Raw genomic sequence first — 12,127 nt, forward strand, 5'->3', positions numbered from 1 at the left:
CCTGGACTTTGTCCGTAAGATGGGCGGAAAGACAGAGGTTACGGATAAAGAAGTGATCGTTTATCCATCTTCCCTGTCCGGATGCGAACTGGATATGCAGAACTGTCCGGATCTCGGACCGATTCTGATGGTGTTGGCCAGCTTCGCGCAGGGAGAAACAAAAATGATCAATGCCGCTCGCCTGCGGTATAAAGAAAGTGATAGAATAGAAGCGATGGAAACCGAGCTGCGCAAGGTCGGGGTGCCGATTCATTCAAGTGAGGGTGAAGTCTGGATTCAGGGACCGACAGCCTGGAAGGGCGGCGTCACCTTGGACGGTCATAAAGATCATCGGATCGTGATGGCGCTGGCGATCGGCGCGACGATGGCCGACGCTCCGGTGACCATTGAAGGCGCGGAAGCGATCGCCAAGTCGTATCCGGGGTTTTTCCGGGATCTGCGCTCGCTGGGAATCGAAGTAAAGGAGAAATAACATGCAGGAGGAATCGCATTTTCTGATCGTCGGTCTGGGTTTGCTGGGCGGAAGCTATGCCCAGGGATTGAAGCGCAAAGGCTTCCATGTCAGCGCGCTGGACATCAATCCGGAAAGCATCGCCTACGCTTTAAAGCAAGGCTGGATTGACGAAGGCGCTGTCGGTTTTGATGAAGCGCTGGTCCGCCAGGCGGACAGCGTTGTGTTCGGCTTGTATCCGCAGGCGCTTTTGGAGTGGATCGATCAATACCAGGACAGCTTTGCCCCGGGAACCCGGATCACCGATGTGACCGGCGTCAAGGAACAAATCGTAACGCAGGTGCAGGGGAAATTGCGGTCAGATGTGGAGTTCATCGCCAGTCATCCGATGGCGGGCCGGGAGGTCAGCGGCGTGCAGTATGCCGACTGTTCGATCTTTGAGCCGGCGAATTTTATCATCACGCCGACGTCCGCCAATACGCCGGAGGGGATCGCGTGGGTGAAAGCACTGGCGGAAACGCTGAACTTCCGGCACATTGCCACGCTCAGTCCGGCTGAACATGATAAAATGGTCGGGTTTCTCAGCCAGCTGACGCATGTGATCGCGGTGACGCTGATGAATACCAGCGACAACACGCATCTGGTGGACTATACTGGCGATTCCTTCCGCGATCTGACGCGGATCGCGAAGATTAACGAATCGTTATGGACGGAATTATTTTTAATGAACAAGGCGAATCTCGTTCGTGAAATTGACGAGTTCGCCGCGGAGCTGGCCCATTTCCGCAGTGTGCTGGAAAATGAGGATACCGAGGAAATGAAACGGCTGTTCCGCCAGTCGACGCAGCGGCGGAAATGCTTTGACAAGTGAGGGGTAGAAAATGAAATTTTTAGTGGTCAACGGCCCGAATATCAACATGACCGGAATTCGTGAACAAGGCGTCTACGGCGCGCGCAATTATACCGAAATCACGGCGATGATCGCCGCGGAAGCTAAGCAGCGCGGGATTGAGGTTGAGATTTTTCAAAGCAACATCGAGGGTGAGATGATCGATGCGATCCAGCGGTGCTATTTCGAGCACATGGACGGGCTGATCATCAATCCGGGAGCCTATACGCATACCAGTTACGCGCTGCATGACGCAATCAAAAGCATTGCGCCGATTCCGGCCGTCGAGGTTCATTTTTCCAACGTCCATGCACGCGAAAGCTTCCGGCATGAATCGAAAACAGCGCCGGCTTGCCTCGGCCAGCTGTGCGGATTCGGGGATTATGGCTATGTGATGGCGATGGATGCGCTGATTCAGCACCTCGCGAAAAGATAAGAGTGAAATACAGCTCCGGGAAGGACTCGGGCTGTTTTTTTATTTCAGACTGGCCGGCCTGTCCGGCTTCGTTGATAATGAAAGAATCAGGACGTCAGCCAGCAGGCAGAGAAGGACGCCAGGCAGAACCGCGGTTTTCAGCGGATGAACTGCGGAAGGAGAGGGATAACGATGTACGCTGATCTGCATATTCATTCGTGGTATTCCGACAGAACGATGACCGTGGATGAAATCGTCGAACAAGCCCGGGTCCGGCATGTCAGCCTGATTGCCGTCACGGATCATAATCAGTTGGCGGGAAGCCGGGAGTGCCTTCAAAAGACGCGGGGAACCGGAATTCGTTGTCTGTCCGGGGTTGAGCTGGACGCCCAGGACTTCGGAATCAATTTTCACATTCTGGGCTACGGTGTCGATTTAGAGAATGGGCAGTTTCAGGAGTTTGTGGAAGCGAACCGGCTGCGGCTGGAACGGGTGAACGAGTTGTTGATCGAAAAAATGGAACATGCCGGGGAGCCGGTCAGTCTTGATGAATATCGTCAGTTTTCCTATGACCGGCGCTTAGGCGGCTGGAAGGCGCTGCATTACTTTGCGGCGAAAGATCTCGTCGCCGATTTTAAGCAGGGCTTTTTGATGTATGCCCGCTATCATCATGATTATTGTTGCGTTGGCTTTCCGCCAGTCAGGGAGGTTGTCCGGCAGATTCAGGCTGCGAAAGGAAAAGCGATTCTGGCCCATCCCGGCAAAGTGATTCCAGCGGCGAAGTTGTCGGAAGTCTTGCCCGCGGTCATGGCGGAGGGACTGGACGGAATCGAATGCTGGTATCCATCGCATGACGCCGGTACAACTCAGATTTGCGTGAATTATTGCCGTGAGCGCGATCTGATGATGACTGCCGGCGCAGATTGCCATGGCAGCTTTGAAACAACGCAGATCGGCCAGCTGAAAACTCCTATCGCTCAGCTGGTTTTAAAAGATTGGATATGAGTCGATGGTTGTCGTTGAACGCAGGCTAAAAACGACAGAAAACGAACTTTTTACCAGAACCTAGAAAAAAGTCTTGCAAAAATTTGAAATTAGCATATAATATAAAAGGTATCGGGATGTAGCACAGCTTGGTAGTGCACTTCGTTCGGGACGAAGGGGTCGCAGGTTCAAATCCTGTCATCCCGACCATTTTAAAAACAACGGCTGAAAAGCCGTTTTTGTTTATCTCCGCGGATGGGGATGACGGATTTAACCTGCGAAAGAAACGTTCATTTTCATGCTGAAGGTTCATCTTTATCCTCGGTAAACTCTAAGAAAATCCGGTCTTTAAAACGACCGCGGATCTGCGCCTTCGCGTCTTTAACGGCTTGAATTTCGGTCGCATCAATTTCAAAGAAATCCATCATCGCGTCCAATACTTCGCTCAAGTCGGCCAATTCTTCAATGAGCGCTTCTCGATCGGAGGCTTCCTGAACTTCCCGGGCTTCCTCGACCAGCTTGGCTTTGAGTTCGGTCTGATATTCCACTGACGTTAAACGCCGCGTCTGGCAATCGCGGCATTCGGATTGAATGATCGCCGGAATGCGGTCGCGGACAAGCTTATTATAAATTTTACGCATGGAATCACGCTCCATTCTAAACTTGATTATATCAGAATTACGAAGCATGGACAATTTCCATTCGGATTGGAAAGGAAGGGTTCAACTGAAAAAGAAGGTAAGGGCTTTAACGGATATTCCGCTGGAGATCACAGTTACGGGTACAATCTGGAAATGGCAATTCCAGGCTTTTGTGTTATAATGTCAGCGATCTCTATCAAGTAAAAATATACGAAAAGAAAGGAATTAATATGAAAATAGGAGTAGTATCTTTAGGCTGCTGCAAGAACTTAGTCGACAGCGAGCGAATGATGGGCCTGCTGCGGCAGTCCGGTCATGAAATTGTCAGCGACGTTCACGAAGCGGAAGCGATTATCGTCAATACCTGCGGATTTATTGAGCCAGCCAAGGAGGAAGCGATCAATACGATCCTGGAAATGGCAGAATATAAGAATGAGAATTGCCGGAAACTGATTGTTGCCGGCTGTCTGGCTCAGCGTTACAAAGCCGATCTGGAAGCGGAAATGCCGGAGGTCGATTGTTTTTTGACGATCAGTGATTATCCGAAGATGGGACAGATTCTGACCCGGGTCTTAGGTGAAAAGGTGCTGGATGGCTATGGAAAAAACACCCGGTTGGTTTCGACCAAGCCGTGGACAGCCTATCTGAAAATCGCCGAGGGCTGCGACAACCGCTGTTCCTATTGCGCAATTCCGGGAATCCGCGGCGGTTATGTTTCTTTTCCGATTGAGGATCTGGTTGCTGAAGCGAAGCAGCTGGCTTCGGAAGGGGTAAAGGAACTCGTCGTCATCGCGCAGGATACCTCCCGTTATGGAACTGATCTCTATGGCCGCCGGCGGATCTGGGATCTGCTGACAGAGCTGAATGCGATTGACGGATTACACTGGATTCGTGTTCTTTACCTGTATCCGGATGAGATTGACGATGAATTTGTCACAGGAATCAAGGATTTGAAAAAGGTTATTCCATATTTCGATATTCCAGTTCAGCATGGCAGCGATAAAATGCTGAAGCTGATGAACCGCCGCGGCAGCGTGGAAAGTATCCTGCGGACGGTCAAGCTGATTCGCGAAAATTACGATATGCCGGTGCTGCGGACGACGATGATCGTCGGTTTCCCGCAGGAGACGGAAGAAGACTTCCAGATGTTGATCGACTTCATCAAGGAAGTGCGCTGGGACCGGCTTGGCGCCTTCACCTTCTCCAATGAAGAAGATACGCCGGCCTATACCATGGATGGACAGATTTCCCAGGAAATTATGGATGAACGGCTGGAACGCTTAATGACGGTGCAAAATCAGATTGCACAAGAAAACGGCGAAGCGTTGATCGGCAAGACACTGGAAGTGCTCGTCGAAAATCAGGACGGATTAACCGGCTATTACCATGGCCGCGGCATTCACAGCGCGCCAGACGGCATCGACGGGCTGATCAAATTTAAAAGCTCGCATCACTATCAGCCGGGCACCTTTGCCTGGGTGAAGGTTACTAAGGCGAAGCATCACGATTTAATTGGAATTGATGTTTTAGACGCTGAGGAAATTGCGGCTTAGTTGAAATTTTACGATCTAATAATCCATTTATCGCTGCTGGGGGAGATTTGATTCTTCCTGTCATGAATGAATGGGGATCATGGAAGCTCCGGCTGACGTTTTGTCAGTCGGGGCTTTTTTAGAAATCCTAAAAAATGAGAAAGTCAATGGCGATTGTCTTGAGCTTTTAAGCAATTGAGTATTCATTCTCAGTCGGATTGAATTCCATTTGAGTTTGAGTGGAAAATAAGCCAAAGTCAGGCGGAGACAAGCGGAGGAAAGAGATATCGTGACAGCCTTCGCTGCGATTAAAAGAAGAAAAATAAGAATTGACAAAGATGGAAGACACTCCTATAATACATTTAGATCAACATCTAAATATGAAAATCAGAAAGGAAAACAGAAATGAACAAATCAATCAAAAAAGGATTTATCGGACTTTTACTGTTGTCAGTTGTCTTGAGCGGCTGTCAGAAAACGCCCGCTCCCGCCGAAAGCAATCAACCGGGAACAGACGTTCAGGATAAGGTGACGGGCAGCCGGGAGGAGATCGCCAAAGCGTATGTGGAAACACTGGGGGCCGGGGATTTTGACAAGCTGCTGCAGGGATTTGCCTACGACGAACAGATGCAGAAGGCATCCTCGCAGCTGCAGGCTTCGCTGGAACCTTCGCTGAAGCAGCTGGGGGCATTAAAAGAAATACAGACCGCCAATGAAATCCAGCAAGGCGGCTATATCATCGTTCAGGTTCCGGTGTTGTTTGAAAATCAGAACCTGTGTGTGAACGTCGTGTTTGACGATCAGGATCAGATCGCAGGCGTAAATTTCTCCGAATATGTTGAACCGAGCAACGTCGCGGCGCTGACGCTGCCGGAAGGGGCTGCGGAGCAGGAGCTGACGCTGACAATGCGGGATGGCAAGGATTTGCCTGCCACCTTAACGCTGCCCCAAGGCGATCAGCCAGCGCCTGTTATTATTCTGGTGCATGGCTCAGGACCGAATGACCGCAACGAAACCCTGTATGGCAACACCGTGTTCCAGGATATCGCCTATCGGCTGGCCGAGCAGGGCATCGCGACCGTCCGCTATGACAAACGGACCTTTGTTTATGGCGCTGAATGCGCCGGGGACACACAGTTTACAGTGGAACAGGAAACGATTCAGGACGCTGTGGATATCGTCGGTCTGATTGCCAAACAGCCGGAAATTGATTCGTCAGCGATTTATGTTCTGGGCCACAGCTTAGGCGGCTTATGCATGCCGCGGATCGCGGCGGAAACTCCGGAGGCAGCGGGCTATATCATGATGGCCGCACCGGTAACGGATCTGGCTTCCTTAATGAAGATGCAGTATGAGCATTTGGCGCAGTTCATGAATACAGATCAGGAAAAAGCGTCGATGGAAGCGATGATCGCCGAGCTGGACAAGCTGCAGCAGCTGGACTCTTTATCGGAAGATGAAGCGGTAGTCGGCGCCTATCCGGCCTATTGGAAAGATCTGTTGTCCTATGATCCGGTCAAAACCGCGGAAACGATTACCAAACCGGTGTTAGTGCTGCAGGGTGAGGAAGATTATCAGGTGCCGCTGCAGGAATTTGAAACGTGGAAAGCGGCTTATGGCGAAAAGGCTAACTGGACATTCCACAGCTATTCCGGGCTGTCGCATCTGATGATGCCGGGCGACTTCGACGCCAATCCAAACACCTATTACATGCAGAAAGCGGTTGTCGATCCGCGGGTGACGGATGATATTGCCGCCTTCATCCACGCTCAGAAATAAGATTCTAAGACATCTGAATGGAAAGCAGATTCAGGATGTTTGAAAGTTTGGAAAACTGGAAGCTATGTAAAATGAAGCGGAGATTCACTGATCAGACTGCCCGGGATGACCGCGGCTTTCTGAATCCGGTAAACTCCGCTTTTTGTTTTGGTTAAAGCCAGTTGACCGCTGAGAAAGATCGTTCATCTATTTCGTGATCGAAGTCCTTTTGAAACCCAGCGTGAAATTCCATGGTTTCCGGGCGGTCTTTGGTTGTAACCCCTTGCAGCTTTCGATATAATTAAACATAAGGAGGACCTAGAGTATGAAAACATATTTAGGAATTGATTTAGGGGGAACGAACGTTCGCGTTGCCAAAGTGACGCGCGACGGGATTGTTTTAGCTGAAGTAAAACGGCCGTCGCTGGCGCAGGAAGGACCGCGCAGAGTTATGGACAACATGATGGAAATGATCCGGGAGATTCCGGGGTATACTGAATGCGAGGGGATCGGCGTGGGCGTGCCGGGACCGGTCGATACGATCAACGGAAAAATGTTGATGGCAACGAATCTGCCGGGGTTTGAGCTTTATCCGATTGCCGCGGAGCTGACGCAAAATTTCAACATGCCGGCCTACGTCGATAACGACGCTAATGTCGCCGGTCTGGCGGAAGCGCTGGTCGGCGCTGGAAAAGGCCTGCCGGTCGTCTATTACGTCACGATTTCTACCGGCATCGGCGGCGCATTAGTCGTCGACGGTAAGGTTGTCAGCGGCAAGCATGGTCATGCCGGGGAAATTGCGAATATTATCATTGACCGCAATCGTGAGAAAATCAATCATTTGAACATCGGCGCGGTGGAGAACGAAGCCAGCGGCGTTGCGATTACCCGCAAGGGCAAAGCGCTGTTCGGCGATCAGATCCGCCATGCCGGCGATGTATTTGATTTGGCGAAGCAGGGCAATTCGCAGGCCCAGGCTGTCGTTGACGATATGGCCTACGATCTGGCCGTAATGTTCTCGGTCATTGCCCATATTGCCGATCCTTGGATGTTTGTGATCGGCGGCGGTATGATGCAGTCCAAGGATGTATTCCTGGATAAAGTTGTCGCTAATTTCAAAAATCTGGTCCATGTGCCGATGCGCGATACCCTGTTTGAAGTGGCAAAGCTGGAAGAACCAGGAATCATCGGTGCGGCGATGCTGCCGATCTCCCACGGAAACTAACATCATAGAAAGAAGGAATAACCTTGGTTTCAGAAAAATGCCTGCGGCAATATGCCGAACTGGCAGTTCGGCTGGGCGTCAATGTTCAGAAAGGGCAGCTGCTGGTAATTAAGGCGCAGGTCGATTCAGCGCCGTTTGTCAGAATGTGCGTCGAAGAAGGCTATCGTGCCGGAGCGGGTGAGGTCATCGTGCAGTGGCTCGATGATCAGATCACCAAGCTGGACTATCAGTACGCGGAAACGCCGGTGCTGCAGCGGGTTCCAGACTGGCTGATGGCGCGGGAACAGGAATTTATCGACCGCGGATACTGCATACTGCATATTGACTCGAGCATCCCGGGCATCATGAAGGATGTCGATCAAAAGAAGGTCCAGCAGGTCGTCACCGCGCGCCGCAAAGCATTGGAAAAATTCCAGAACTACACGATGGCCAATCTCGGTCAGTGGTCGATCGTCGCAATTCCAAATCCGGAATGGGCGCTGAAAGTCTTTCCGCAGGAACAGCCGGATACCGCGGTGGAAAAGCTGTGGGATGCGATCCTGGCTTCTGTCCGGATTCAGGATCAACAAGATCCGATCCCGTTGTGGGAAAAACATAACCGGCAGTTGTCTGAGCGCAACGACTGGCTGAACCGCCAGCGGTTTGCGGCGCTGCATTTTAAGAATCAGAAAGGCACAGATCTTATTGTGGAGCTGGCCGAGGGTCATCTCTGGGAAGGCGGCTGTGAAAAATCGCAAAGCGGCGTGGTCTTTAATCCCAATATGCCGACTGAGGAAAATTTCACAATGCCGAAAAGAACCGGGGTGCGCGGCAAAGTTCAGGCGACAAAGCCGCTCAGCTATCAGGGAAAGTTGATTCAGAATTTCTGGATCGAATTTGAGGAGGGCAAAGCGGTGCGCTGGCATGCCGAGGAAGAAGAAGATGCTTTGGCCAGTCTGATCCAGTTTGACGAAGGCAGCGCCTATCTCGGAGAAGTCGCGCTGATCGACGTCGATACGCCAATCTCGCAGTCCGGGATTTTGTTCTACAATACCTTGTTTGACGAAAACGCCAGCTGCCATCTGGCTTTGGGCCGGGCTTACCCGATGAATATGGAAGGCTCGCAGTCGATGAGCGAAGAGGAAATGAAGGCGAAGGGCTGCAATTTCTCAATGGTTCATGTCGATTTCATGTTCGGCAGCGACGACATGCAGATCACCGGGGTGCACGCGGATGGTTCCGAAGTTGTTTTCTTTCATGACGGCCAGTTTTGTATTGAATAAAGACGTGTTGAATAGGAGAAAGGACGTTGCCTGGCGGCGTCCTTTTTCACGAGAAAAGACAGATCTGGGATATTCAAGGGGATAATATCCGTGATATACTGGAAACATTGAGGTGGATGTATGAAAAAGGCATTGACAGAAATTATTAAATTTAATGAGGAACGTGACTGGGATCAATTTCACAGTCCGGAGAATCTGGCCAAGTCGATCGCAATCGAGGCTGGCGAACTGTTGGAATGTTTTCAATGGGGACCGGATTATGATCATCAGAAGGTCTGCGAAGAACTGGCGGATGTCATGAATTATTGCTTGTTGATGAGCGATAAACTCGGGGTGGACGCCGAAACGATCATCCTGCAGAAGCTTGAACAGAATCGAAAAAAGTATCCGGTAGAAAAGGCTAAGGGAAAAAGCACCAAATACGATCAGCTGTAAGGAGGAAACCTGAATGGTCAGAATCAAAACAATTCCATTTAACGAGCAGGCCCTGACTGCGGCTAAAGGCATCACTCAGGCAATTCAATATCCTTCAGTTTATATTCTGTCAGGTAAAAATGAAGCCTATGTTGGGGAAACGATCAATATTGCCCATCGGCTGCAGCAGCATATCCGCAACGCCGACCGCCGCCGGCTGGATCAGCTCAGAGTGATCATGGACAAACAGTTTAATAAATCCGCAACAACGGATATCGAGGCTTCATTAATTAAATATCTGTCGGCTGATGGCCAGTTCAGACTTCAAAATGGAAATGCCGGTATCCGGGATTATAATTATTATCAAAAAGACAGGTATAAAGAAAAATTTGAAGAAATATGGCGGCTGCTGATCAAGCAGGGGATTGCGCAGCACAATCAGATACAGATTGAGAACAGCGATCTTTTTAAGTTTTCTCCCTATAAATCATTAACAGATGATCAATATAAAACTGCTGAAAGCTTGTTTGATTCCTTGCTTCAGCATCTGCGCAAAAGCGAAGAAGCTGTGTTTTTAGTGCATGGCGGTGCGGGGACCGGAAAAACTGTGCTGGCAGTTTATTTGATGAAATTGATATCAGACATCATGGCTGAACATAACGAAATGGAGGAGGAGATAGAAGAAGCAGAAGATGAGTTTTCATTTCAAAGCTTGTATTATTTAAAAAATGTCAGAAGCTTAAAAATTGGTCTGGTCATTCCAATGACTTCGCTGCGGAAAACATTGAAAAAAGTTTTCAGGCAAGTCCAAGGTCTTCGGTCTTCCATGGTAATTGGACCTTCAGACGTGATTAAATCGCATTATGATGTGCTGATTGTGGATGAGGCGCACCGGCTTCGTCAGAAGAAAAATATCATGCCTGGACACCACAAAGTTTTTGACCGGATTAATGCGAGTTTGGGGTTAACTGACGGAAATGAACTGGACTGGATTCAGCGCTGCAGCGATTATCAGATTTTATTCTACGATGACACACAGTCGATAAAACCAACGGATATCGATCAGTCCGTGTTTCAGAATCTGGTTCAGAAACAAAATACGGAAGAATATTTCTTAACGTCACAAATGCGTGTCGCGGCCGGACAAGATTATATTGCCTATATCGAGAATATATTATATGAATATGGAAATCCAAAGAAAAAGGAATTTAAAAATTATGAATTTCTTTTGTACGATCACATCCGGGATTTAACGGCAGTGCTAAAGCAAAAGGAGAAAGAAGTGGGTTTGTGCCGCCTGGTGGCAGGATATGCCTGGAAATGGAAAACACAGAATCATTCGTTGGATCAGATTCGTGATCAGCAGCTTTATGATATTGAGATTGAAGATGAGCGATTTATTTGGAATTCAGTCAATGAAGACTGGGTTAATTCTGCGAACGCAATTAATGAAGTTGGGTGTATTCATACGGTTCAGGGTTATGATCTTAACTATGCGGGAGTGATCATTGGTCCGGAGCTGGGGTATGATGAGCAAGCGCAGCAAATTGTAGTTCATGCGGATCAATATTTTGATCGCTTTGGTAAAGCCGCGATTCATGATGAAGAAATTTTGAAGAAATATATTCTTAATATCTATAAGGTTTTACTAACGAGAGCCATTAGGGGAACTTATGTTTACGTCTGTGATCCTGCATTGAGAAATTATTTTAAAACTTGGATAGCTTCTGCGGTTGCGGTGCGAACCTGAAGTGAACATGAAATCCCTGGGAGGTTCGCACCGGGGACTTTGTAAAATTGTTTAGATTATAGTAAAATAGTATGGTAAAAGGGCAGGATTTTTACTAATCTGATGATAGATTCTTTTTAAAGATACATCCAATTAGCATAATGTTACTTTTCTGCAGTCGCAAGCTACACGCTTGCGTGGATTGAAATGGCCGCAGGGGGGATTGATTATGTTAATTGAGGGGTCGCAAGCTACACGCTTGCGTGGATTGAAATCTTGGTCAACGCGTTTATCCAGAATTAGAAAATCGTCGCAAGCTACACGCTTGCGTGGATTGAAATAAATATTATTGTTTGCATACGCCTTTGACGATGAGTCGCAAGCTACACGCTTGCGTGGATTGAAATACTTGCGATCTGGTCATAGATATCGCGCAGGTTCGTCGCAAGCTACACGCTTGCGTGGATTGAAATTTCAAAATCCTTGATCTGAGCGTCAATTCCAAGGGTCGCAAGCTACACGCTTGCGTGGATTGAAATGAATACAACATCGGTGAGATCCGTGTCGCTCAGACGCGTCGCAAGCTACACGCTTGCGTGGATTGAAATCGGCTAAAACTAGGCATTATGCGCACCACCCTTCGGGTCGCAAGCTACACGCTTGCGTGGATTGAAATATCAGCAAGCAGGAGGACACCTACCGGATGGCCTAGTCGCAAGCTACACGCTTGCGTGGATTGAAATTTGATGATCGTAAAAAAGTCTTGTGGATCAAATCCGTCGCAAGCTACACGCTTGCGTGGATTGAAATACTTCTAGTCCTTCGGG

11 protein-coding genes, 1 tRNA gene and 1 CRISPR repeat array are annotated in these 12,127 nt (G+C 49.1%); of the genes, 11 read left to right on the forward strand and 1 reads right to left on the reverse strand.

All coding sequences use genetic code 11. The features are described 5' to 3' along the window. From HOLDEFILI_RS07040 to HOLDEFILI_RS07060, 5 genes are all read left to right on the forward strand, one after another. On the forward strand, positions 1–472 hold a 472-nt coding region (locus tag HOLDEFILI_RS07040; protein ID WP_425268567.1), incomplete at its 5' end, for a 3-phosphoshikimate 1-carboxyvinyltransferase. Position 473: 1 nt separating this feature from the next. Beyond that, the gene (locus tag HOLDEFILI_RS07045; protein WP_006058856.1) at positions 474–1,322 is read left to right on the forward strand and encodes a prephenate dehydrogenase; all 849 of its coding nucleotides are present in this window, start codon (positions 474–476) and stop codon (positions 1,320–1,322) included. A 10-nt stretch (positions 1,323–1,332) separates the two neighbouring features. Next, complete coding sequence (gene aroQ, locus HOLDEFILI_RS07050; protein ID WP_006058857.1) at positions 1,333–1,776, forward strand: type II 3-dehydroquinate dehydratase; 444 nt, start codon at positions 1,333–1,335, stop codon at positions 1,774–1,776. A gap of 171 nt (positions 1,777–1,947) precedes the next feature. Next, on the forward strand, positions 1,948–2,760 hold the full coding sequence (locus tag HOLDEFILI_RS07055) for a PHP domain-containing protein (protein WP_006058859.1): 813 nt from the start codon (positions 1,948–1,950) through the stop codon (positions 2,758–2,760). 112 nt (positions 2,761–2,872) lie between these two features. Further along, a tRNA-Pro gene (locus tag HOLDEFILI_RS07060) sits at positions 2,873–2,949 on the forward strand. Positions 2,950–3,035: 86 nt separating this feature from the next. Here HOLDEFILI_RS07060 and HOLDEFILI_RS07065 read toward each other — a convergent pair. Continuing rightward, positions 3,036–3,380: a nucleoside triphosphate pyrophosphohydrolase gene (locus HOLDEFILI_RS07065; RefSeq protein ID WP_039864264.1), complete on the reverse strand. Its 345-nt coding sequence runs from the start codon at positions 3,378–3,380 to the stop codon at positions 3,036–3,038. Between the two features lie 230 nt (positions 3,381–3,610). On the opposite strand from HOLDEFILI_RS07065, the gene rimO reads away from it, so the two are divergent. From rimO to HOLDEFILI_RS07095, 6 genes are all read left to right on the forward strand, one after another. Then, positions 3,611–4,933, forward strand: coding sequence for a 30S ribosomal protein S12 methylthiotransferase RimO (rimO, locus tag HOLDEFILI_RS07070; protein ID WP_039864266.1), 1,323 nt, complete (start codon positions 3,611–3,613; stop codon positions 4,931–4,933). A 384-nt stretch (positions 4,934–5,317) separates the two neighbouring features. Continuing rightward, complete coding sequence (locus HOLDEFILI_RS07075; RefSeq protein WP_006058864.1) at positions 5,318–6,691, forward strand: alpha/beta hydrolase; 1,374 nt, start codon at positions 5,318–5,320, stop codon at positions 6,689–6,691. 304 nt (positions 6,692–6,995) lie between these two features. After that, a complete protein-coding gene (locus tag HOLDEFILI_RS07080) occupies positions 6,996–7,895 on the forward strand; it encodes an ROK family protein (RefSeq protein ID WP_006058866.1) in 900 nt (299 codons plus the stop codon). A 23-nt stretch (positions 7,896–7,918) separates the two neighbouring features. Then, positions 7,919–9,157 carry an aminopeptidase gene (locus HOLDEFILI_RS07085; RefSeq protein ID WP_006058867.1) on the forward strand — a complete coding sequence of 413 codons (1,239 nt, stop codon included), beginning with the start codon at positions 7,919–7,921 and terminating at the stop codon, positions 9,155–9,157. Between the two features lie 120 nt (positions 9,158–9,277). Next, positions 9,278–9,592, forward strand: a complete 315-nt coding sequence (locus tag HOLDEFILI_RS07090; protein ID WP_006058869.1) for a nucleotide pyrophosphohydrolase — start codon at positions 9,278–9,280, stop codon at positions 9,590–9,592. Positions 9,593–9,605: 13 nt separating this feature from the next. Next, positions 9,606–11,321, forward strand: a complete 1,716-nt coding sequence (locus tag HOLDEFILI_RS07095) for a DUF2075 domain-containing protein (RefSeq protein ID WP_006058870.1) — start codon at positions 9,606–9,608, stop codon at positions 11,319–11,321. A gap of 156 nt (positions 11,322–11,477) precedes the next feature. Beyond that, positions 11,478–12,110: direct repeats of the CRISPR family, unit length 32 nt; unit sequence GTCGCAAGCTACACGCTTGCGTGGATTGAAAT. Positions 12,111–12,127 lie beyond the last annotated feature (17 nt).

This window comes from Holdemania filiformis DSM 12042 (genome assembly GCF_000157995.1).
In the GTDB taxonomy this organism is placed as follows: Bacteria; Bacillota_I; Bacilli_A; order Erysipelotrichales; family Erysipelotrichaceae; genus Holdemania; species Holdemania filiformis.